A 24,347-nucleotide genomic window follows, 5' to 3' on the forward strand; every position below is an offset into this window, starting at 1 on the left:
TATTAACTAAATGAGGAAAGATACGTGCAAAAATATTATGCAGTAAGACGTGGTAAAAAAACTGGGATATACCGTAGTTGGGCAGAATGTAAGGCTCAAGTCGATGGATTTACTGGTGCTAGATATAAAAGTTTCACGACTGAATCTGAAGCTAAAGCCTTTATGAACGGTAAAGATTCATATGAGAAGTCAGCTCCCAAAAAGAATGTAAAAATTTCTGACTTTGAAGTAATTGTATACACTGATGGGGGCTCTCGCAATCACGGTAATGTGAAGGGTGGTCATGTAAGAAAAGATGACAAAGCCGCTTGGGCTTATCATATTAGCCATGATGGTGAAACTTTTGAAGGGACTGACGGTGAATTCGGTGCTACCAATAATAGAATGGAGATCATGGCACTTATTGAGAGCATTAAACGTTTGAATAGTCTTTCATTAAACGATCGCAAGGTGATTTTTGTTTTGGATTCGCAATACGTTTTGAATGCGATCAACAAAGGCTGGCTCAATGGATGGAAAAAACGCGGTTTTAAAAAAGCCGATGGAACTGTGCCAATCAATGTTGAACTGTGGAGAGAATTAGACAAGTTATTGCCGACCGTAACAGATAAAACTTTTGAGTGGACTAAAGGGCATGCCACTAATGTCGGTAACAATCGTGTTGATGAATTATTGAATCAGACTATGGATAAGATGTAGTAGAGCGTGATATAAGGCGGTTAGAGACTGAGCATAGCCTAGGAAATTGAATAATTGTGTACTTTCAATTGTTCAATTTCCGTAGCTAAGCGGAAGTCTCTGCCTTATTTCACGCGTTTTGATACATACTTAAACCATAAAAAAAGATCTGGAATATTCCAGATCTTTTTTAGTTAAACAATCCTTGGAAGAATGAAACGATCCCGTCCCAAATCTTTTGTAGGAAATTACGATTTTCTTGTGTATTTAAGTTGTTGAAGATATTTTTAGCTTTACTTGTAATATCACTACTTAATTTACTTGCTTGATCTTTAAAGTTCGAGTTTTTTAAAGCACCAGAATCTCTAATTTCAACCATTAAATTGATGATCTTTTGTTTTTGATTATCAGTTATGATGTTTTGAAGATCATTTTTTTCTAGATTATTATTAACAATAGTAGTGATTTGATTAACAGTGATATTTGTACCCTTTTGAGCAATATCTGATTTCATACCGGCAACGGCGTTATTTAGTTGCTTATCGGTATATCCATCTGTACCTTTATTGGCATCAGTGATATTACTTAAAACTCCCATTTCGTTTTGGGCGGCATTAACTTGACTTTGATTCAAATTGTCACCAGAACTAGCATAAGCAGCATAGATACCAGCTAAAGCTCCAGATCCATCAATTTTTGTAGCTGAAGTTACGTAAATGTTGGCATCACTAATACCAGCGGTAATAGCTGCATTTCTATATTGATCTGCGGTGATCGTTGTGATGTTGTTACTTCCATTGTAATCAACGATTTTTACATTGATTCCGGATCCTGATGAAGTTTTTTCGATCAAAGCTGATGACCAAACACCAGAACTACTTGTAAAAGAACTACCACTAGGATTTAAATATTTAACCAAAGTGTCACCATTAACAGTAATAGTCTTATAATTACTATTGTTGATTTGAGAAGACAAAGCATCTATTGTACCTTGCTTTTGGCTATCAGTCAGTGATGTTCCTAAAGTCATAACGGGTTGATCATCCAAACTGTCAGCTTTTACACTTTGGGAACTAAAGATTCCTAGTGTGATTAAAGATACTAAACTAAGTAAAACAATATTTAACTTTTTCAAGGCTAAATCCTCCTTACACCACATTAAACCAAAAATATGTGAAAAATACGAGAACTTAGTAAGAATTTTTGTGGAGTCTATGTTTGAAAATAGTCACTAAAACCGATTTGTGGTATTATGTAGGTTCTAGGAAATCGCTTAAGTATTATTAAAATAAAGAAGGAATAGGTGAACGAACAATGAAAATTGTTGTCCTTTCAGGTGGTAAAAGTACCGAGAGAAACGTTTCTCTTTCATCAGGTGCCAAGATTACAAATGCATTGAGGAGTAAAGGCTACAAAGTAGCTTATGTTGACTCATTTTTGGGTGAAGATGTTGATGAAGACAAGATCGACGATCTATTCATTACTGAACCAGAAGATGAATCAAAGATGATCATTGATGATGAAGTTTTAACAAATGAAAAAATTGAAGCATTACGTACCGATGGTACTAAAGGATTACTCGGAAAAAATGTTTTGAAAATTTGTCAACACGCCGATATTGTCTACATGGGACTTCACGGTGAAGATGGCGAAAACGGTAAGATGCAAGCAATGTTTGATGTTTTTGATATTCGTTATACAGGAAGTGGCAGTTTATCCTCAGGTATTGCCATGGATAAGAAATTCTCTAAAGAAGTTTTTGTTCAAAACAAGATTCAAACAGCTGACTATACAACTACACAGACAGCTGACATTACAGAAGATGAGATTCCTTTTGGATTTCCAATGGTAGTTAAACCTTCTAACGGTGGTTCAAGTGTTGGTACACATATCGTTAGAGATGCTTCAGAATTGAGTTCTTCAATCGAAGATGCACTACAATTTGATACAGAAGTTTTAATTGAAGAATACATTAAAGGTAGAGAGTTTTCAGTCGCTATTGTTGACGGACTTGTTTTACCAGCAGTTGAAATCACAGTTGATACCGGTTGGTATGATTTTGATCATAAGTTCCAAGATAACAGCGTAACTCATTTCATCACTCCTCCTGAATTGGATGATGAAACACATAAACGTATGCAAGAAATGACTAAAGAAACTTTTGATGCACTAGCAATGAGTAACTATGGTCGTGTGGATTTCTTATTACGTGACAGTGAATTGTATGTTATGGAAGCTAATACATTGCCAGGGATGACACCTCGCTCATTAATGCCAAGAGAAGCGGAAGCCATTGGTATTTCATATCCTGATCTTTGCGAAAAGATCATTAAGAGTAAAATTAGACTTTACGAAGAAGCTAAGTAGAGAGCGTGCCATAAGGCGGTCAGAGGCTGAGCATATTCGTAGATAAGCGGAGGCCTCTGCCTTATGGCACGCGTTTCAATAAATAATAATCGTAATAAAACAAGAAGGTGTGACGAAAGTCACATCTTTTTTTGATTTACAATGCCGTTAAATAGCGTGAAAATGAAATTGCACGAAAAAATTCGTAAATCAATCTGGTATAGACCATTAATGATTGTTATAATGAATTTATAACTTGGAGGAGACTGAATAATGACATATTACATTCATGCTAAAAAATTCTTTTTGAAGAACACAACTGAAAATGGTGGCTACTTAGAAATTACCGATGACGGTAAATTCGGTACTTTCTACACAGAGGACAATAAGCCAGAAGGTAAGATCGTCGACTATTCTGATAAGATGGTTGCTCCAGGTCTTGTTGATACACATATCCACGGACTTGTGGGAAATGATGTTATGGACAACGACTGGACAAAGATTAATGAAATGTCAGAAGGATTGTTAAAGGCTGGTGTTACTTCTTGGTTGCCAACAACTTTGACTGCTTCACATGAACAATTGATGGAAACTTGCCGTATGATCGGTGAGAATTATCAAAAAGCTACTGGAGCTAAAGTTCGTGGTATCCATTTTGAAGGACCATTTTACACAGAAGAACATAAGGGTGCACAAAATCCTAAATACTTTAGAGATCCTGATGTTAAAGAATTTGAAGAATGGCAAGAAGCTGCTCATGGTATGATCAAGAAAATCTCAATTGCTCCTGAAAGAAAGGGTTCTGTTGAATTTACTAGTGCCGTTGCTTCAGATGATGTTGCTGTAACACTAGGTCATTCATCAGCAACTTTTGAACAAGCTAAAGCTTGTGTTGAAGCTGGTGCTTCAGGATTTACACATGCTTATAACGGTATGAGTGGTTTGAATCACCGTCAACCTGGAATGGTTGGAGCTGCTATGTCAATGAATTTTGTTGATGACGAACTTATCTGCGATGGACACCATGTTCAACCTTACGCTGCTAGAATCCTTATCGACAAAAAGACTCCAGAACACATCGCACTTATTACTGACTGTATGAGTGCCGGATTAATGCCAGATGGTGAATATGTACTAGGTGAATTACCTGTTACTGTTGCTGATGGTCAAGTAAGACTACAAGAAGAACCTCATAATTTAGCCGGAAGTATTTTACTTCTTAAAGATGCTATCAAGAACGTTGTTGACTGGAATATTGCTACTGAAGAAGAAGCTGTAACAATGGGTAGTTACGTTCCTGCTAAGAGTTCTAAGATTGCTGACAAGTGTGGTTCTATCACACCAGGACATGATGCTGACTTTATCATCTTAGATGATGATATGAGCTTGTCAGAAACATACTTGGACGGAGCCTCAAGATATAAAGCATAATATGAATTTTATAATTAAATAATAATCGTAATACAACAGGGGGATGTGATTTTAGTCACATCCCCCTTGTCTGTTTTAAGCCAGCATTTTGTTTTATAAATCACATAATGTTTTGAAATGACCTATAATAACAACATGGAGGATTAATTATGACACAAAAAATATTTGCTCATAGAGGGATCCCAACGCTAGCGCCTGAAAACACAATGGCGTCATTTAATGAAGTTATTAATTGTGGGATAGATTGGTTAGAGACTGACTTGAGTATTACTAAGGATGAAAAAGTTTTTATCATTCATGATGATAAATTAAATCGAACAACTAATCGAACAGGATCGATCGAGACTTTAGATAGTAGTGATGTTAAAGCTGCAGATGCAGGTTATTGGTTTGCTGAAAAATATCGTGGTGAAAAGATTCCTACACTAGGTCAATTGATCGATTTTTTAAATATTCACAAATTGAATGCTAATATCGAACTAAAAGGTGTTGTTGGGGATGACGCCAATTACTTAGCCGATAGTTTAGTTAGACAGTTCGCAAATGAATTAGATCGATTAGATGATAAAGTTAACTTGATTATTTCTAGTTTCAATCCAATTATGTTGGAAAAAATGTATCAGTTAAAACCTGATTTAAAGTATGCAGTTTTATTTGATAAAGCTGGCTTAAAAGAAGACTGGAATTTAACGATGCAAGCTTGTCATGCTCAGATCATTCACCCGGATTCTAATGGCTTAACTAAAGAAAAAGTAAAAGTAATGAAAGATTATGGCTATCAAATCAACGTTTGGACAGTTGACAGTATTAGTCGAGCACGAGAGTTGTTTTCATATGGAGTTGATGGTATTTTTACTAATATTGCTGATAGAATGAAATTTTTAATTGAAAGCTAGGCGATAATATGGAAAGTATCGAAGTACCTATTGAACATGAAATTATTGATGAATTTCGTGATGTTGTTTATGAACAAAATTTTGGTAACACTAATGATTCGCATATTATTAATGAATTAAAAATGAGTTTGTTAGTACCTAGAAATAAAAAACCACATCCAGCAGTTTTGTATTTTCCTGGTGGAGGTTTTACTAAGTCTGATTATCATAAATTTATTGATTTTAGATATGCTTTGGCAAGAGCAGGCTTTGTAGTTGCTGGTGCCCAGTATCGTGTTATCCCAAGTATTTTTCCAGATCCAGTTATTGATGGAAAAGCTGCTTTGAGATATTTACGTGTCCATAGTGATGAATTTAATATTGATCCTAACAAAATTGGTGTCTTAGGTGATTCTGCTGGAGGTTATTTAGCACAAATGATTGCTGTAACTGCCGATGAGGACTTTGGACAAGTTAATGATGGTATCTCCGAGTCAGTCCAAGCTGTAGTGTCTTTGTATGGATTGAGTGATTTATTGACGGTTGGTTCTGATTTTGACCAAAAAATTCAAGCTAGCCATAAGTCACCTGCTTCTCCGGAGGCGGTTTTATTGAACGGCTTGAACATTAGTGCTGATCCGCATTTGCCGATTCAAGAAAATATTGAACAAGCAAAAAAGGCTAGTCCACTTTACTATGTTAAACATGATGTACCACCGATGTTATTAATGGCCGGTGATCAAGATACATTAGTATCGCCATCGCAAAGTAAAAAAATGTATCAGGCACTGCAAGACGAAAATGTTGAAACACAGCTAGTTATGATCAGAAATGCCGGTCATGGTACGATCGAATGGCATCAAGATGAGATTATTGAACAAGTTGTAGATTGGTTTATTAAATATTTATAGCATAAAAAAGACTCTTGAGATTTTCTCAAGGGCCTTTTTTAGGAAGCATTTCTTGTTTTAAAATTGGTATATATGATTCCCGCGGAATTAAGTCCGATCGTAAATATAATTAAGATCGAACTAATGATCATCCGTTGCATTTAATCACCTGGATTGGAACTATATTAGTAGTGTGTAATGTATTAAGAGTGTTAATTAACTGGTTGAGTCAGATCAACTGACTAGCCGAATAAAATATTTGATCTCTATTATCGACTTTTCATCCCGTATATAATTGATTTAAAAATAAGGGGCCAATAGGCCCCTTAAACTATCCCATTCATGGATCAGGCAACTGCCGCAACTGCAGTTCTATTAAACCGGTGAGGTTTTGGCAGTTGCGCTCTCATACTTTAGGTCTAGTAAAGTTATGAGATTGTCGAAAGATAAATGTGTTTAAACATATTTATCTTTCTTACCTTCAAGTATAGCTTATTTTGATTTATATACAAAAAAAATGACCTGAAAAAGGTCATTTTTTTATTTCACACGAGGTCTTAATGTATATGCCAAAATCAGTGAAATTATTGAAGTTATCAATAGAACATAGAAGCTATATCCAAATACCGTACCACCAATAACCGTTTGACCAGTAATGGCAGCAGAATTTACTGCTCCTGATGAGAAAATGCCATATACCAATACATAAATGATCGTTGGTAAGAAAGTAAAAATCCTAACTATTCTTATACTACCATGTGATCTAAAACAAGCCGCAATTAAAGTGATAACAGGTGAAATGAAGCAGATCAGCCGAATTGCTGAAGAAGCATTCATAATCAAGGTTGTCTGTGCACCAAGATTTGCGGTGTAGTTAGCAGCAGAAGCGATGGTACTTGATAGTGATGTACCGTTGATGAATGGTCCACCAACAGATGAAATAAATCCGATCACTGAAGAAATAATAATTAAAATCTGTCGTGAATTTTTTCCTCGGCTAGCGTCTTTTATTTTGTGTTCCTTTTTATGGTTAACTTTTTGTTGCGATGGTCTGTATTCTCTAGGTTGATCATAACTATTTGAAGAATTAGGATTATTTGATTCTTCATTGTCATCATTTGAGTGTGAGAATCTTTGATTTAGTCCCATTTCTTTACCGTGTTTGATTTGTGATAGTAAAAACCAAAGTAGGATAAAGACAGCTAAGGCAATCCAGCCATAATTACGTTTGAAAACTAATAAAATAGCAGTGATGATCACAGCAAAAATACTTAGATAACTATTATTGCGCGCGAAGTTAAGCATGTTTGAGAATAAGCCATCATTTTGTTTTTCGGCTTCTTCTTTTTTCTTTAATTTTTGCTGCTTCTTTAATTCACTCTTAGTAGGCTTAAAAGGATCTTCTGAAGGCTTATAAGGTTTATTAGTATATGGATCGTGATAGACCTTTGCTGCCTGTCTGAAGTCATTTTTGTTGTACGCCATAGTACGATCATCTAGAGCATCTTCGGAATCGTAGTTCTTATGATCAGTTTTAACAGGATCATAGTGTTGTTTTGGTTGAGGTTCAACCCTGTCATAGGCTTTTTGTTGTGCAGGTGCTTGCGTGTAGTGAACTTCCTTTTTTGGTTCTGGTCTTGGTTCAGACTTTTGTTCAGCTGCCTTTAGTTCAGCCTCGATATCTGAAAGAGAACGGATAGTGTCGTCACTTTCAGCTTGATGAAGTTCATCGGTATTACGATCTTCATTGATATTTCTTTTCTTTAAAGCAGCGCCACAGTTGTCACAAAATTTTTGCGTCGGATCAACTTTGTGGCCACAATTAGGACAAAACATATTCATTCCTCCATTACTTTGACAAAGATAAGTATACAAAACAAACGGACGTTCATAAAGATGTCTTATGTAAAGTTCACAAAAACATCATACTTGTTGATTATTAATTTGTTGAAACTTAATTATACAAAAAAATCCCAGCCTTCGCTGAGATTTTAAAAATTATTAATCTATTCATCAGTTAGTGAATCACGAGGATCTAGTTTGGCAGCACGTCTTGCAGGAGCTAAAGCTGCTAATAAACTGATGATAATACTAATTACGATACCAAAGATGGCATTACCAGACGAAATAGAGACTATTGTTGCCTTAAAGGCATTTTGGGTGGCACTATTAATTAATAACTGGACACCATATGCAATTAAAACAGCAAAGATACCAGAAACTAATCCAATCAAGAAGGATTCAGAAACAAACATATTTCTAATATCTTTCTTTCTAGCACCGATCGCACGGAGGATACCGATTTCTTGAGTACGCTCTGAAACACTGATATATAACACAACAATGATCATGATGGCCGAAACGATCAATGAAATTCCGGCTACACCAGCTAGAACATAAAAGGCTAAGTTCAAGTAGGTATTAAGTTGATCAATAATTGCACCAACACCCGTGATCATATATTTGTTTTGCTTTTTATTTTTAACAGTCATCTTATAAGATTTGATTTTATCTTGAACACTCTTAACATTTTTAGTGTCATTAACTGTTAAAGTAGCAAAATTTGGCTTAATAGTAACGTTAGATTTCTTAGAAGCATTTTTCAAAGTATCGTAAGTAATTGCTGAAGATCCAGATTTAATAATACCTGAAACTTTTAAATCAATTGCTACTTGTGTAGGCTTTTTATCATCGTCTAAAGTCGAGATATATATTTTAACGGTTTTACCGACCAGATTTTTATAATGTTTCTTATCTAATTTTTGGGCATCTGCTTTAAGTAAAATAATTTCACCATTCGATGGCTTAGATCCCTTGGTTATATCGCCGATCTTTTCGGTATCATTCCAAGTTTGGAAATATTGAACGGCGGTATTTTTCTTATTGTAATTTAATTTAGGAGATTGTAAGAAATAAGCTTTTTGGACTTTTTCAACATTGGCAATATCTTTAAAATTCTTCAAGTCAGATTTAGTAATGTTGATGGAATCAGTATCTGAATTAGCTCCATTTTGCGGTAAATTCTTGGTTACCTGAATAGCATTAGGATTGATTTGTTTAGTCATCTCACCATTTATATAGCCAGTGACACCAGAACCAAGTCCTAACATTAAAATAACTGAGAAAATACCGATTGCTGCACCAAGGATGATTAAAATATTTCTACCTTTGGTATACAGCATGTGTTCCCAGGCAAGTCGAAAAGTATCCATAAAACTTAAATGAGTGATGTTCTTGTTATTGTCAGCTGGTTCTTCAGCTTTATAACTATCGCGGATCTTTTTATCTGAGTCGATAACACCATCAGCTAGATGAACGATCCTTGTCCCATAATCAGCAACAGTTTGTGAATGGGTAACGGCGATGACTAGTTTGCCTTCTTTGGCGATGTCATCTAAAATTTTTAAAACTTCTTCAGTATTTTGTGAATCTAAGGCACCAGTCGGCTCATCGGCAATAATTATTTCAGGATCATTAGCTAAAGCACGAGCAATAGCAACACGCTGCTTTTGACCACCTGATAATTGATTGGGATGTTTAGTTACATGTTCTTCTAGTCCGACTTTTTTAAGAAGGTCTTTGGCACGTTTTATTCGTTCCGACTTATTTAGTGAGGACATTTCCAGAGGGACTAAGACATTCTCTAAAATGGTCAAGTGACTAATTAAGTGAAAACTTTGAAAAACGAAGCCGACGGTGTGACTGCGATAATTATCTAAGGCTTTGTCGGATCCCTTTTTTAGAGATTTTCCATCGACAAAAATATCTCCTTCAAATTGAGAGTCTAAACCACCGATGGTGTTTAGGAGGGTAGTTTTACCACCTCCGGATTCACCTAGGATAGAGACAAATTCACCACGATCAAGTGATAAGTTTATACCTTTAAGAACGGGAAATTTCTTTTTTCCCAGCATAAAAGATTTTTTGACGTCTTTTAGTTCTAGTAAGCTCATTGGCTAACCCCGATTCATAACTATATATTTAGTAAATTGATTATAATAGTAATCCTACTCTAAGTAAATTCTTTTTAATTTTTTGAGTTTTTTTGAATTTATACCTAGTGCTGAATCAAGATAATTCTCAAAACTACCATAATAATGATCGATTGCGCTAAAGACAGAGGTAATACTAGCTAAATCAGCTTTGGTCATATTCATTTTGTTGATATTTTCATTACCCTTTTTGTCGTTTAAAGTACGTGCAATTGTTGCTGTATCGGCGTACATCAAGTTAGTTAATAGATAATCCTTAGTGATTGTCGTATCGTCAACACCAAGTGCTTTGAGAATCAAAATTGCACCCATACCGGTTCGATCCTTTCCGGCGGCACAGTGGAAAAGTAAAGATTCATCGGGTTGATCATTTTCTAGCATCAAATCAAAGAACAATTTATAAGCTCTTTGTCCGTATTCATCCAATAGTACGGATTGATAGATCATTCCTAGATACGACTCTTGTTTGCCAAAAGCGTTCATGAGTTTTTCACCATTACCCTTGAGTGGATAAACGGGATCTGAATAAATTTTATAGAAATTCGTATTTTGATCGGACCATGTATCTTGTTCTCGACCGGATCTAAAATCAACGACATACTTTAGTCCATATTTTTTAAGGTAATTTAAAGCTTGCGGAGTTAAGTTACTTATATCTCCTGAACGAAGGAGTTTATTATATTTAATTTGTTGGCCGCTGGCGGTTTTATATCCCCCCAGCTCACGTAAGTTTATGGCACCTTCGAGATTTAAAATGCGTTTCATAATTTTCCTCCCCGTTAATTCGTTGCGTCTATTAGGTCTTTAGAAGTAAAATGCTATTAAGGTGATTTTATTAATGGCAGAAAATAAACTTTCAATTATTGTATCAGCGTATAATGTCGCTGACTATATTTCAAAAACTATCGATTCAATCGTTGCTCAGACTAATAAGAATTTTAAACTTATTATCGTTGATGATTGTTCGACTGATAACACATTAGATGTTATCAGAAAATATGAAGAAAAGTATAACTGGATCAAAGTTATCTGTCATGCTCAAAATGCAGGTGTTTCGGCAGCTAGAAACTCTGGATTAGAAGCAGTGGATACTGATCTGGTTACTTTTGTTGATGGAGACGACTATGTTGAAACAGACTATGTCGACTTTTTTCTTGGACTTTTTAATAAGTATGATATCGATCTTGCCACTTGTGGATTCTACAATGAAAATGGAAAATTGAAGAATAAAAAGCTAGATCGTCAAAATGGTTTTGTGGATCGTGACGAAGCCATCAAACAAATCATTAAAATTAATGGAACGGTCATGGGTTATACATGGAATAAAGCATATAAAACTTCAATTATCAAAGAAAACAATTTGAGCTTTCAAACTGATCTGGATTTAATGGAAGATGAAGTTTTTAACGTAGAATATGCAACACTAGCTCGTAAATTTTATTTGGATAATTTACCGCTTTATCATTATGTTTCTCGAAAAGATAGTGCTAGTAGAAAAGTAACGATCGAAAATGTCCGAGATGTGGGACTTGCTAATTTGCGAGTGTACAGAACTATCCACGGCTTTAATGATCGACAAGAAATGGATTAAATAATAGGCAGGTTATTAACGTTCTATGCGGAACGATAATGACCTGCCTATTAAATATTATATATAAAATTTATCTCCTTTATAACGAATATGAATTGAGTTAAAATAAGATTGGTATAAATATATTTGTAAATAAAGAATGTTGAAAATGGTGATTGAGGAATCTCTATTTTAAAGGAGGGGGACTCATCGTTATGAAATTTCGTAAAATAATTGTGATCGGTGCGGTCATACTTGGATTAGCGGGAGCTAGTTCATTTGCAGAACCGCTTGTAACTGATGCCGCTAGTACGGATTCAGTTACGATCGATGGTCAATTCTCAGATTGGAAAGATGCCAATTTAGTTGAGGGTTATAACGGCTATACAAGTCTTGTCAGCGACGGACAATATGTTAATGTCTACGTTAAGATGAAATATGCAGCAATTCCAGGACATGGTGATTATATTTTCAAAATTGGTGATAAGAGTTATCATGCTTGGTTCCCAGATGTAAATAATGGTGATACTAAACAGATCACTATTACTGGTGGAGATAATTATGATGGGCATAGTTATGGTACTGTCGGTAGTGGATATATCGGAGAAGAAGATGGAAAGAGCGTCGCAGAATTTAAAATAGATTTAAGCAAATTCGATCTTCCTGATTCAGATGTTGGTAAAAGTATTTCGATGACAAATTCTAATATTGGTAGTGATGCTGCTACTACCACTATCCAATCAGTTGGTGGAAAGGATGCCGTCGGAACTGCAACCGGTAAAGCCGATACGAATGAAAAAGGTACTACACCGACTGATGCTAACGCCAATAATACAAATGATAATTTAAATATCGTTATTGATGGTAAATATCTAGATTGGAAGAACATTCAATTAACTGAAGGATACAATGGATATACAGCAATGGTCAGTGATGGTCATTATGTCTATGTTTATGTCAAAATGAAATATGGAATGGTTCCAGGACAAGGTGATTATCACTTTGATTTTGGCGGTAAGAAGATCTCCGTTTGGACTAAAGAAATGCCGGACAGCTTAGATAAAGATCAAACTAAAGCAGTTAACTTCAAAGCTGGCGATTATGACGGAGGAGACCAATATGGTGTAGTCGGTAATGGTTACGTTACAAATAACGGCGAACATAATGTTGGTGAATTCAGGATCGATATTAGTAAATTGAATATCTCAACTATGGTTGGTCAAACTATAACTATGAATAATCCAAGTATCGGTAATGAAAAAGTTACAACTTCAGGTGGATCAACAGGTCCTATCTTAATTTCTGGTATTGGTGTTTTAATTGCTGGATTTGGATATGTCAAACTTAAAAAAGCCGGATATTTGAAGAATAAGATACATATCTCTGGTAAATAATTTGATTAATTTAGATAAATTTAATAATAGGACTGATGTTAAATGAACGTATACATCCTGCTAGGTATTGTAGTATGGCTGTACATGTTGTCGGTACTAAAGCGAGCCCAGCTATCTGCTTTCTTCTTTATTGTTGGTAGTGCTGGACTTTTCTTTATTCTAATGGCAATAAGTCGACCTTATTGGGTTTGGTTTTTTACGCATGCAGTCATCCACGGAGTGGATATTTTTAATAAGTTGACTGGTTGGACGACTGTAATGTTAAAGACCGGTTTAGTATATATTACTAACGGTCATAATCCAGTTATCATGTCGATTGATTATGAGTGTTCAGGAATTATTGAAACATGTGCGTTTGTTTCATTGGTCGTATTTTTTCCAATGTACGAACGTAGAGAAAAAGTTTTCTATGCTGTCTTTGGATTAGTATTTATATATTTGATCAATGTTTTAAGACTGATCGTAGTTATAACAATCGTGCATTTTATGGGTGGACAATCATTCTTTTTAGCCCATTCTGTTATTGGACGATTAGTATTCTATGTTTTAGTTATTGCATTGTATTACAATGTTTTCACGTACTCTGAACTAGCACGTGGAATTTATCGGCAGTTTTTAGATTGGAGGGGCCATAAGGAGTGATGTATTGGATCAATTTAGCGCTTACTAGAATGGGATTTTGGATCACCTGGGCGCTTATTCCAATTGTGGTAGAAATAATCCCCGCAATTGTTTCGACAATTAAGCTGATGTATATGCACATGCATCAGAAGAAATTACTACCACCCGGCAAATGGCCTTATGTATCGATCATTGTTCCGGTATATAATTCAGAAGATACTTTGTTTGCTTGTATTGAATCGATTAATAATCAAACTTATCCAAAAGATGCAATGCAGATTATTTTAGCTAATAATCAAAGTACTGATGACAGTTTTGGTGCGTATGCTAAAGCTCAAAATACCTTTCCCGAATTGATTCTACGTTACGTTAATACAGATAATGGTAAGGCAAAAGCTTTAAATACGGCTATTTATGAAAGTATTGGTACGTATGTTATTAATATTGATAGTGATGGTCTGCTTGAATCGCATGCCGTAGAAAATATGGTTCTAAGATTTGAAAATGACTTGAGTATCGCCGCTATGACAGGGGCTATTTTACCAAAAGAAGAACTAGTTCAAAATGTAAAAGGATTCTGGCATCGTATTTTAGCCAAAAATGAATATTATGAGTATGCGCAGGCCTTTATGTCAGGTCGGACGATCGAATCCTCAAAAGATCAATTATTTACTATGTCGGGTGCTTTTTCGGCTTTTAGAAGAGAAGTCTTAATGGAGACTTTTTTATACGATATTGATACAGTCGGTGAAGATACCAATATGACTTTTCAAATAAGGACCCGTTTAGGTAAAAAAGTTGTTATTTGTGCGGATGCCATTTTTTATGTTGAACCAATTTCTGGGTTTAAAGAATTGTATACACAGCGTCAACGATGGCAACGTGGTGAAATGGAAGTTACCCATAACTATATGGCGCAATCAGCAGGGTTAAAGAGATTTTTTAATAACTTCTTAGTACGAAGAATGATGATCGACCATACTTTTAGTTTCCCTAGAATGATTTGGACCTTTGCTAGTTTTGTCTTGATAGCTTTTGGCTTTTCAGCCTGGATACTTTTACTATCGTATTTATTGATCTATTCGTTATACGTTCTTGTAGCGGTAGTAAATTATATTAGTGTAAGTATTTTGTTGCGTAAATACCCGAAGGAACAACATTATTATGTTCGTTTATGGTGGGTAACTTTGACTTTGCCGATTTATGTCTTTGTCTGTTCTTGGATCCGTTTGATTGGAATAATTAATGCCATGACTACTAAAGCTTCATGGGGTATGCGTGGGATCAACACTGAAATGGATAGAATAAAATATGTTTTAAAAGATGATATTAAAACGGTTAAAGAAGAACGCCGCAAAAGAAAAGAGGATTAATTCATGGTAAAACAACGATCATATAAAATTAAATCGTATGTTAATGCCAGCCATGCTGTTCGTTGGGAATCAGGTACCGGTAAAAAACATAACCATACTTGGGAAATAACTTGTGAACTGCATGTATTTGAAGGAATGGTTTCTTTTTTTGATATTGAAAAATCGCTACATCGTGCTATTGACGCATTGTCAGGTAAATTTTTAAATGATCTGCCTGAATTTAAAGTTGTCAATCCGACTGTTGAAAATGTAACAGAATACCTTTTTAACGAAATTGATGCAATTTTACGTGCTAATGGTGCTATGCTGATGCGAATTGAAGTTAGTGATTCACCAACACGTGCGTATTGTATTGATGTTACTGAAAGAACTTTACCGACAGAAGAACAGATCGATTCGGAAAATAAATTAAAACAACAGGAAAAACCAGATGCGTAGATTTTATAACTTTAGTAATTCAGTGATAAATATATTTTGGAGAGTCTTATTCTTTTTGACTCTCTTTTTTGCATTGACATCGGTCAATATTATTATTGGTGATAATGCCACTTTTGGAACTAGTACGACTATGGTAACAACCGGACTAGTTATATTTATCGTTGCAATTGTTGTTATGATCTATGCCTATCCTAGTATTAGAAATTGGTTTTACAGTGTTTTTATAACACATCAACTGCGGACCAGTAGTCTGATTTTGTTAGCAGTTATAGCAGGTCAAATATTTTTTGTTTATTTTTGCCACCCCACTAGTGGTTTTGATTCTGGAATGCTGTTACATGCCGCTAGTAACGCTAAAAATGCGGCAGAAGCTGATGTTACGAGTTATTTTAGTCTTAATCAGAATAATTTACCGATCATGTTATTTATGCATTGGTTAGTGACTTTAAGTGGACAAAGTACGTGGCTGTTTTTTGATTATGTGACATTATTTTCAGTGGATTTGTCAATGGCAATTAATTTGCTGAGTATTTGGCTGGTCAAAAAGAAGTTCTTAGGTACAGCCATCTATATGCATTGTGCTTGGCTGATGGTTTTTCCAACGATTATTATGCCCTATACTGACGCATGGTCGCTTCCTTTAGTGTCATTGTATTTGTTTTGCTATCTTGTAATGTATAAAACAGCAAATTGGAAGACGGTCATGGAGCAAGTATCGTTTGTTATAGCAGGATTAGTATTTGGCTTTAGTATGGTTATAGTATATTTTGTTAAACCGTCTGCAATCATTCCGGTCGTTGCGATCGTGATTATTGGATCATTGAATTGGTTGATCAAGAAAAAACATTTTACCATGAAGGGTGTTGTATTAACTTTAGCAACACTGTCACTTATTGGTATTAGTGCGGCGGGTACTTATAAAGTAACGAATGATAAAATTCAAAATCAGACATACATTCAAATTGATAAATCTCGTTCTATCCCAGCCATTCATTTTATGGCGATGGGTGTTTATGGACAAGGTGGTTATGATTGGCATCAAGCCGTTGCAATGACTTTTATCCCAACCGAAAAGCAGAAATCAGATTATTCGATTATGATGCTTAAAAAACGTTTAAAAAAATTGGGAGCTTGGGGTTATTTCAAATTTTTAATTTTGAAGCAACGTAATAACACCGCTGATGGAACTTTTGGCTGGCTAAAGGAAGGTCATTTCTTCCTTGAAAATCAAAAGCCAAGTAATAAAGGTATTACTAATAAATTGAAGAATTATATCTATCTTTATGGAAGACACATTGCAGATTTTCGCTTTGCAGCCCAACTTTGGTGGATAACGTTGTTAGTTATCATTGCTTTAGGATTTGGACCTAGAAATGATTTGATTCAAATCTTGCGGTTGTCTTTAGTAGGTGGATTCTTATTCCTATTGCTATTTGAAGGTGGAAGAAGTCGTTATCTAATTCAGTATTTACCTTGTATTTTATTGTTAGGAGTACTTTCTTTTGATCGTGCAATATCAAATATTAAACGATTATTTGGATGGTATGAAGTTAAAGTTGATGATGCCAAAAAAGCCGATGAATTGAGTAGAGAATAGAAAAATTTAGAGTGTCTGCTTAAAAAAACGATCTCAGTAATCCAAAATTGGATTATTGAGATCGTTTTATGTTACTCGTACGGTAAAATCTTATCTTCAAATACTGGCGCATTCTCGATCGTATCGTGTACGGGACAATGTTTTGTAATAAATTCGACATATTTTTCGATTTCTTCTTTGGTATTATCAGCATCGATGTAAAAAATAGAAGTCAATTTAGAAAAACCTACTTTAGCTTCTGGATTTTTTCCCAAGTACCCGTCTGAATCAAATACGCCCTCTACTTCTACTTTGACATTCTTTAAAAGGATTCCTTGTGACTTAGCAAAGGATTTTGCTACCATGGTTTCGCATGCACCAAGAGCTGACAAAAGTGCTTCGATGGGATTCATTCCTTTATTTGTTCCACCAGATGACAGTGGTTCGTCTAAAGTAAAGTCGAAATCTCTAACGTGACTAGTAACTTCCAGTCCCTCAACTGGTTTTACTGTAGCTTTGTAAATTTTGTTTGCCATAATTATTCCTCCTTTTAGTTCTATAATATAGCTTAAATGATTTAAAGCGCTTACACAACCTAAAACAAAAAACGAACTATATTTGGGTTCAACAAAACATCTTTAATAAAAATCGTTTTGTCATACTCGTTTATAGTTCGTTTTTCTAGGGAGGTATTAAAGTTGGTTTTGAATCTTGATCGTAGAACCTGATAACCAATTCATGACTTTATCATTAACATGAACATTCATTTCCTCGTGACCGTATTCAGGGAGAGTGAACATTTCTTTATCACAAGTTAGCCGATTAAACATGGCGAATTGAGTAGAAGGGAAGCAAATATTGTCATCTAATCCAGTTATGAGTTTGACAGGATTTTGAATTCTGTGAGCCATGTTTTTAACATCAATGTATGATAAAGTATTTAGAATTTCTTTTTCAGTGGTGTGGAAAGGATCTGAGAATTTGAAGTATCTAAATAATTCGTTATAAGGTTCATTTTGATCGCCTAATTCAAGGATACGTTTAAAGTCGGATAAGAAGGGATAGATCACGACTGTTAAACTGATTTTTTTGTTCAATGCGGCGGCGACAAGAGACAACGCACCGCCTTGCGAGGCACCGTAACTATACAGTTTATTTTCATCTACAAATGATTGTTTGGAGATGATTTCAACTATTTGATAAACGTCTAAATAGACATCTTTGAAGAATAAATGGTCGGGTCCATCGATAGCACCACGGATTATTTGTCCTTTGATCGTATTACCGCGGAATTTTGTATTATCTTGTGACTGACCTGATTGACCTCTGACATCCATCATCACAACACCAAGCCCCGCAGCAGGGTATTGTAACAGAACGGACCAATCTAGTGATTGCCCCATGTATCCATGAAAAGTGAATACTACTGGGCAATCTTTTTTATTTTTTGGAAAAATGCATTTGGCATAAATAGTCGAATTATTTGTTCCTTTAAATGTAAGTTCATAACAATCGACATTCGGCAGATTGAAATCTTGAGGAGTTAGTTTATATTCTGGTGAGGAATTTAAATTATTAATTTGATCATCCCAAAATTTATCGAAATTATTTGGAACTTCTTGTCTTCCACGATAGGTTTTCATATCTTCCAATGGCATTGTATCTTGCAAAGTTATTGACTTCCTTTATTAAATATTATTTTTTAACATATTGTTGATTGATAGTACCAACTGTTAAACCAGTAACATCTTTGTTTGATTTTGGAATAAATAAACTGAAGACATAACCAAGAACAAATGATGAAATAAAGGCAACACAAGCAACTAATAGTGATGAGATGTCAAGTGATTGTGCATAGAATGATAGAGCAACACTGGCAATTAGTCCTAATAGTACACCGGTAGAATTTGCACGTTTTGTAAAGATACCAACAGCAAATACACCAGCAATAGGAACACCGAAGATACCAGTAACGGTTAGGAATAGATTCCATGTTTCAGATGCGTTACCTAATAGTAGATAAATGGCAACACTTAGACCTAGCAATCCAGCAATGATGATAATTATACGAGCAAGAGTAACATCGCTCATATTTTTCAGTTTATCACCAAAGAATCTTTGCTTAAAGTCAGTAACGGCACAAGATGATATAGCGTTTAAACTTGAAGCAATTGTTGATTGAGCTGCGGCAAAGATACCAGCAATAACTAATCCGGCAACACCGGCTGGCATTTGTGTAATAACAAAGTAAGGAACAATAGCACTAGTATTGAATCCCTTTGGAAGAGTTCCTGTATGTTGATAGAAACTATAAAGAATTGTACCCATACCAAAGAATAAAGGAATAGTGATCAAAGCGAGGATACCGTTAGTCCAAAGAGATTTGTTAGTTTCCTTAACTGAACCAGTAGTTTGATAACGTTGAACAACATCTTGACTACCAGTGTATTGATATAAACTATTGAAAATTTGTCCGGCAAGAATTAAAGGAATGAATTTAGATAAATCACCGACATTCCAGTCTGCACCAGAGAAGAATTTATGATCAACTGATACATCATTTAAGACTGTACCAAAGCCGCCTTTAACGTAAGCAATACCTAAAATACAAACAAGTAAAGCTCCGCCAAGTAGTAGGAATCCTTGAATAACATCACTCCAGATAACACCTTCGATACCACCTAGGAAGGTATAAATAATACATAAGCCACCAACAAAGACGGCGATTAAAATCGGATTGATATTAGAAACAGAAGTTATAGCAATAATTGGCAAGTAAATAACGATAGCAACACGTCCAATATGATAAAGCATGAAAAGTGCACTACTGATAGCTCTCATAATAGGACTAAAACGTTCTTCAAGATATTCATAAGCAGTAGTAACTTTTAGTTTTCTAAAGAATGGAACATAGTATTTAATTAAAATAGGAATAAGAATCAGAATTGATAGATTACCTACAGCGTAACCCCAATCATTCAAAAATGACTGTTCAGGAGTAGACATAAAAGTGATAGCACTTAGAGTTGTTGCATAAATACTAAATCCAGCTGCCCAAGCAGGGATCTTACCTTCAGCAGTAAAGAAAGCATCAGAGTTTTTACTGGCTTTCTTTGTAAAATAAGCACCAACACCAAGCATAGCAAGTAAGTAAACAACTAAAACGATCCAGTTTATGGCACCAAAACCGGTCTTTGTCATATTTTCACCTCATTTATATTATTTGTTGCAATTTCATTTTCTTTTGTAGCTCGTTGAATAAATATTTTTAAAATTAACGGAGCAATAATAGTTGTAACAACGGTTACTACGATCATTGCTGTGTAATGATTTTGATCTATCAGTTTGGCACCTAGTGCAACATTAGCGACTACTAAAGCCATTTCCCCACGAGAGACCATACCAGCGCCAACAATATTGGATTCGTTCCATGATAGATGGAATAGTTTTGCACCAAGAGCTCCACCGATTTGTTTTCCAATAATAGCGATAATAATTAAAGAAATAATAAAGATAATATCGTTTTGTAATCCCTTGAAACTGATATTTAAACCAATACTTACAAAGAATACCGGGATAAAAATTGCATATCCGATGGGTTCAATTTTTAAGGCCAAAGATTCTTTGAATTTTGTTTCGGATAAAGCTATACCAGCAAAATAAGCACCTAATACATCACTCATACCAAGAGCAACGGCAATAGCCGCAAAACCAAAGCAGAGAATAACGGCACCAGTCGCTTCGTTTTCGCTGGTATTTAATTTACTGAAAAAGGACATGAATTTAGGGACAAACCATTTACCTAGAACTAGCATGACAACAAAGAATAACAATTTAGTGCTGATCATTAACCAAACTGGCTGATCACTGCTACCTGAGGAACCAAAGAAAGCTACACACAATCCCAATAAAATGACACACATAATATCATCAGCAACAGCGGCTCCTAAGATAATAGCTCCTTCACGAGTATTCATTCGTCCCATTTCTTTTAGGACTTGAACGGAAATACTTACCGAAGTTGCACTAAGCACAAGTCCGATAAAGATCGAAGTTGTCCAAGGAAAGTTGAAAACCAAAGCACATAATAAAGCTGCACTTAATGTTGGGAAAATAACTCCCAAGGTTGCCACCGTCATAGCGGGTTTCCAATATTTGATCAGTAGTGAAAGATCACCTTCTAGTCCAGCAATGAACATTAAGACGATGACACCGATTTCTGAAAAATATTGAACGAAGGTCGTACCAGTCAAAATGTTTAATACTGCAGGTCCAGCGATCACACCTACTAATAATTCTCCAATAACGCTAGGAAAACTTAAAATACTAGATAGATGTGCTCCTAATTTGGTCAGGATCAAAATAATAACTAATTGAAGAAGGATACTCATTATTTCTTATCTCGTTTATTTAAAGCATCGTTTACTAGTTTGATTTGTCCAGGTAGTTCTTGTTTTGATGTTTCATATTCAATAAAGACAGGTATGTTGGCTGATAAGTTATTAATAAGTGCTTTCCAATCAGTTGTTCCGTCATTTAACATGACAGTTTCTTTGTCTTTAATATCCTTTAAATGGAAAACAGTGATCGCGTCAGACAAATTCTTAAAAGCATCGATCGGGTCTTCATCGATCCAGTACCAATTTCCTGAATCAAAGGTATAGCCTAATGGAATGTCTAATTCACGTAATTTAATAATTTGTTGAACAACATTCTTTAAAGTTCCGTTATCGTTAGGTTCGTTTTCGATCGTAACTTTGACATTGTACTGACTGAGTAAGTCTTTTAGGTTATTCAATTGTTCAGCTGAAATATCACTTAAATCGCCAAGACTTATCTTTAGGTTGCCGATATGAAATTTCTCAGCCATTTTTAGATGATCTTCAATATTTGGATTAACTTGATCTGTTTTAAATAGTTGTTCAGGAATTGAATAAAAGAATCCCCAATCTTGTTTTTGGCATAACGAATAAATTGAATTTAATTCTTCATCCTTTGTTTCCTTATTGAATAATTCTCCACGCACTTCGATATTGTCGATAGGTGAGTCAGCTAATTCTTCTAAATAAGAAAGTTGGGATCTGCCTGCTTGAATTTCATTTGCGAATACAGCCGTATTGATAGACGCTTGCATTATTTTTCCACCTCTCAAATAAAAAAACCGTCACTAATATCCACCCATATAGGGCGGCATTAGTAGCGGTTATATTAATTGGATAACTATTACGTGAAAAATATAACATGGTTTAAATGGAATGTAAACGTTTTTTTAATAATAGTTATTGTAAAATACATAAGCGGTAATCATTAACGGTATCTCTACTACTTTATAGACAAAACAGTTTATTTTTTTGGTATTTTTGACTAAAAGTGTTTTTAAATTTATTTTATTGTCTAAGAAAGCCTTTACATCAGAATGAATCGGTTCTTATGGTAATGATTATCGTAAAACGTGGTTGAAATATTAATTATCGTATTGTACATTTATGTCAGCGGTTAACGATTGGAAAACTATTACAAACAAAATCTAAATTTAATCGAGGGTAATTATGAAAAAATTATATTCAGCATTGATGACAGCTTTTAATGACGATGGTTCAATTAATGAAGCCGGCACAAGAGAAATGATTCGTTACAATATCGACGTAAACAAAGTTGATGGATTATACGTTGGTGGTAGTACAGGTGAAAACTTCAATATGAGCCACGAACAAAAAGAACAAGTTTTCAAAATTGCGATCGATGAAGCCAAAAATGATGTTGATTTGATTGCACAAGTAGGTTCACTAGATTTAAACGAAGCAAAATATTTAGCTAAGTTTGTTACAGATTTAGGCTACCCACATATTTCTGCAGTTACACCTTTCTATTACAACTACACATTTGAACAAATCAAAGATTACTATAATGAAATTGTTAAAGATGTTGATAATGAACTTATTATTTATTCAATTCCTGCCTTAACAGGTGTTTCATTGTCACTTGACCAATTCGATGAATTATTTGAAAATCCAAAAATCATTGGTATCAAGTATACAAATGCTGACTTCTTCCTATTAGAAAGAGTACGTAACAGATTCCCTGACAAATTGATCCTTTCAGGATTTGATGAAATGTTACTACCAGCACTTGCACTTGGTGTTGACGGAGCTATTGGTTCAACATATAACTTGAATGCAAAACGTGCTAAAGCAGAAATGAATGCTTTTGATGCTGGAGATATTGATAAGGCTCGTCAATTGCAAAAAGACAGCAACGATTTGATTTCAGCACTTATTGCTAATGACATTTATCCATCAATCAAGCTTGTCTTCAAAGAATTGGGTGTTAATGCTGGTGTTACAAAGAAACCTATGGCACAACCAACACCTGAAATGATTGCTGGAGCAAAGAAAATTTATAATGACTACCTAAAAGAAAATTAAGAAGTGATACTTTTATGAAAAATAATTTTTTAGAAACAGTTAAAGGAAAACTAGTAGTTTCTTGCCAAGCTTTATCCAACGAACCTTTGCATAGCTCATTCATTATGTCTAGAATGGCACGTGCAGCTAAACAAGCCGGTTCAGTAGCAATAAGATGCAACTCGGTGGTTGATATTCAAGCTATCCAAGATGAGACAAACTTGCCAATTATTGGTCTTAATAAAGTCGATTATGACGATTCTCCAGTTTATATAACACCAACAATGAAGGAAATGCGTGCTGTCGCCAGCACGGGTGCTGAAGTAGTTGCTTGTGATGTTACTGGACAAAAAAGACCTCATGGAGAGAAGTTGTCTGATATTGTTACTCAAATGCGTCAAGAATTTCCAGATACACTATTGATGGCTGATACGGCAACAATTGACAATGTACATGAAGCCATGGACCTTGGCTTTGATATAATCGGAACTACAATGCACGGTTATACCCCTGATACAGAGGGGATGAATATTGCTGATGATGACTTCAGTTATTTAAAAGAAGTGCTTGAAGTCGCTGATCGTCCAGTAATAGCTGAAGGAAAAGTTGATACACCTGAAAAAGCTCGTTACTGTATTGATTTAGGTTGTCATGCAGTAGTAGTCGGTGGAGCTATTACACGTCCATTAGAAATAGCTACAAAATTTATTAACGCTGTTAATGCATAAAAAAACGAGCCTGAGATTTTTTCCCGGGCTC

The 24,347-nt window shown here is 35.0% G+C and carries 22 protein-coding genes; 13 read left to right on the plus strand and 9 right to left on the minus strand.

The features are described 5' to 3' along the window. The first annotated feature begins 24 nt into the window (after positions 1-24). The gene (locus EKM77_RS05015; protein ID WP_125592958.1) at positions 25-699 is read left to right on the plus strand and encodes a ribonuclease H family protein; all 675 of its coding nucleotides are present in this window, start codon (positions 25-27) and stop codon (positions 697-699) included. Positions 700-868: 169 nt separating this feature from the next. On the opposite strand, the gene EKM77_RS05020 is transcribed toward EKM77_RS05015, so the two are convergent. Then, positions 869-1,813, minus strand: coding sequence for a DUF1002 domain-containing protein (locus EKM77_RS05020; RefSeq protein ID WP_377729417.1), 945 nt, complete (start codon positions 1,811-1,813; stop codon positions 869-871). 179 nt (positions 1,814-1,992) lie between these two features. On the opposite strand from EKM77_RS05020, the gene EKM77_RS05025 reads away from it, so the two are divergent. The 4 genes from EKM77_RS05025 to EKM77_RS05040 all read left to right on the plus strand — a co-directional run bounded on the left by EKM77_RS05025 (position 1,993) and on the right by EKM77_RS05040 (position 6,241). Further along, positions 1,993-3,045: a D-alanine--D-alanine ligase family protein gene (locus EKM77_RS05025; RefSeq protein ID WP_125592960.1), complete on the plus strand. Its 1,053-nt coding sequence runs from the start codon at positions 1,993-1,995 to the stop codon at positions 3,043-3,045. A gap of 252 nt (positions 3,046-3,297) precedes the next feature. Further along, positions 3,298-4,455 carry an N-acetylglucosamine-6-phosphate deacetylase gene (gene nagA, locus EKM77_RS05030; protein ID WP_125592961.1) on the plus strand — a complete coding sequence of 386 codons (1,158 nt, stop codon included), beginning with the start codon at positions 3,298-3,300 and terminating at the stop codon, positions 4,453-4,455. A 149-nt stretch (positions 4,456-4,604) separates the two neighbouring features. Beyond that, entirely contained in the window at positions 4,605-5,351 is a 747-nt protein-coding gene (locus EKM77_RS05035; protein WP_125592962.1) for a glycerophosphodiester phosphodiesterase family protein, read from the plus strand. 8 nt (positions 5,352-5,359) lie between these two features. Further along, a complete protein-coding gene (locus EKM77_RS05040; RefSeq protein WP_125592963.1) occupies positions 5,360-6,241 on the plus strand; it encodes an alpha/beta hydrolase in 882 nt (293 codons plus the stop codon). A 519-nt stretch (positions 6,242-6,760) separates the two neighbouring features. On the opposite strand, the gene EKM77_RS05045 is transcribed toward EKM77_RS05040, so the two are convergent. The 3 genes from EKM77_RS05045 to EKM77_RS05055 form a co-directional block, all read right to left on the minus strand. Beyond that, a complete protein-coding gene (locus EKM77_RS05045; RefSeq protein ID WP_164507718.1) occupies positions 6,761-8,056 on the minus strand; it encodes a zinc ribbon domain-containing protein in 1,296 nt (431 codons plus the stop codon). Positions 8,057-8,226: 170 nt separating this feature from the next. Beyond that, positions 8,227-10,173 (minus strand): ABC transporter ATP-binding protein/permease, encoded by a 1,947-nt coding sequence (locus tag EKM77_RS05050; RefSeq protein ID WP_125592965.1) that lies wholly within the window; start codon positions 10,171-10,173, stop codon positions 8,227-8,229. 54 nt (positions 10,174-10,227) lie between these two features. Further along, the gene (locus tag EKM77_RS05055) at positions 10,228-10,977 is read right to left on the minus strand and encodes a tyrosine-protein phosphatase (protein WP_125592966.1); all 750 of its coding nucleotides are present in this window, start codon (positions 10,975-10,977) and stop codon (positions 10,228-10,230) included. Between the two features lie 73 nt (positions 10,978-11,050). Here EKM77_RS05055 and EKM77_RS05060 point away from each other — a divergent pair, with 73 nt between their 5' ends. The 6 genes from EKM77_RS05060 to EKM77_RS05085 all read left to right on the plus strand — a co-directional run bounded on the left by EKM77_RS05060 (position 11,051) and on the right by EKM77_RS05085 (position 17,205). After that, on the plus strand, positions 11,051-11,803 hold the full coding sequence (locus EKM77_RS05060) for a glycosyltransferase family 2 protein (RefSeq protein ID WP_125592967.1): 753 nt from the start codon (positions 11,051-11,053) through the stop codon (positions 11,801-11,803). Between the two features lie 194 nt (positions 11,804-11,997). Next, on the plus strand, positions 11,998-13,176 hold the full coding sequence (locus EKM77_RS05065; protein ID WP_125592968.1) for a Firmicu-CTERM sorting domain-containing protein: 1,179 nt from the start codon (positions 11,998-12,000) through the stop codon (positions 13,174-13,176). A gap of 42 nt (positions 13,177-13,218) precedes the next feature. Beyond that, positions 13,219-13,818, plus strand: coding sequence for an exosortase family protein XrtG (gene xrtG / locus EKM77_RS05070; RefSeq protein ID WP_125592969.1), 600 nt, complete (start codon positions 13,219-13,221; stop codon positions 13,816-13,818). Then, positions 13,818-15,170 carry a TIGR03111 family XrtG-associated glycosyltransferase gene (locus EKM77_RS05075; protein ID WP_125593086.1) on the plus strand — a complete coding sequence of 451 codons (1,353 nt, stop codon included), beginning with the start codon at positions 13,818-13,820 and terminating at the stop codon, positions 15,168-15,170. Before xrtG ends, EKM77_RS05075 begins: the two co-directional genes overlap by 1 nt. Before the next feature lie 3 nt (positions 15,171-15,173). Next, a complete protein-coding gene (locus EKM77_RS05080) occupies positions 15,174-15,608 on the plus strand; it encodes a 6-carboxytetrahydropterin synthase (RefSeq protein WP_125592970.1) in 435 nt (144 codons plus the stop codon). After that, on the plus strand, positions 15,601-17,205 hold the full coding sequence (locus tag EKM77_RS05085; protein ID WP_125592971.1) for a TIGR03766 family XrtG-associated glycosyltransferase: 1,605 nt from the start codon (positions 15,601-15,603) through the stop codon (positions 17,203-17,205). The genes EKM77_RS05080 and EKM77_RS05085 overlap by 8 nt, the downstream gene beginning before the upstream one ends. Positions 17,206-17,276: 71 nt before the next feature. Here EKM77_RS05085 and EKM77_RS05090 read toward each other — a convergent pair whose 3' ends face one another. The 5 genes from EKM77_RS05090 to EKM77_RS05110 form a co-directional block, all read right to left on the minus strand. After that, on the minus strand, positions 17,277-17,720 hold the full coding sequence (locus EKM77_RS05090; RefSeq protein WP_125592972.1) for an OsmC family protein: 444 nt from the start codon (positions 17,718-17,720) through the stop codon (positions 17,277-17,279). Between the two features lie 156 nt (positions 17,721-17,876). Then, complete coding sequence (locus EKM77_RS05095; protein WP_125592973.1) at positions 17,877-18,854, minus strand: acetylxylan esterase; 978 nt, start codon at positions 18,852-18,854, stop codon at positions 17,877-17,879. Between the two features lie 25 nt (positions 18,855-18,879). After that, positions 18,880-20,385 (minus strand): sodium:solute symporter, encoded by a 1,506-nt coding sequence (locus tag EKM77_RS05100; RefSeq protein ID WP_125592974.1) that lies wholly within the window; start codon positions 20,383-20,385, stop codon positions 18,880-18,882. Continuing rightward, a complete protein-coding gene (locus tag EKM77_RS05105) occupies positions 20,382-21,575 on the minus strand; it encodes a cation:proton antiporter (protein ID WP_125592975.1) in 1,194 nt (397 codons plus the stop codon). The genes EKM77_RS05100 and EKM77_RS05105 overlap by 4 nt, the downstream gene beginning before the upstream one ends. Further along, entirely contained in the window at positions 21,575-22,318 is a 744-nt protein-coding gene (locus EKM77_RS05110; protein WP_125592976.1) for a sugar phosphate isomerase/epimerase family protein, read from the minus strand. Before EKM77_RS05110 ends, EKM77_RS05105 begins: the two co-directional genes overlap by 1 nt. A 415-nt stretch (positions 22,319-22,733) precedes the next feature. Between EKM77_RS05110 and EKM77_RS05115 the strand changes: the two genes are divergently transcribed. Next, positions 22,734-23,609, plus strand: a complete 876-nt coding sequence (locus tag EKM77_RS05115; RefSeq protein WP_125592977.1) for an N-acetylneuraminate lyase — start codon at positions 22,734-22,736, stop codon at positions 23,607-23,609. Positions 23,610-23,623: 14 nt separating this feature from the next. Then, entirely contained in the window at positions 23,624-24,316 is a 693-nt protein-coding gene (locus EKM77_RS05120; protein ID WP_125592978.1) for an N-acetylmannosamine-6-phosphate 2-epimerase, read from the plus strand. Positions 24,317-24,347: the final 31 nt, after the last annotated feature.

The sequence above is a fragment of the Companilactobacillus baiquanensis genome, from assembly GCF_003946605.1.
Classification (GTDB): Bacteria; Bacillota; Bacilli; order Lactobacillales; family Lactobacillaceae; genus Companilactobacillus; species Companilactobacillus baiquanensis.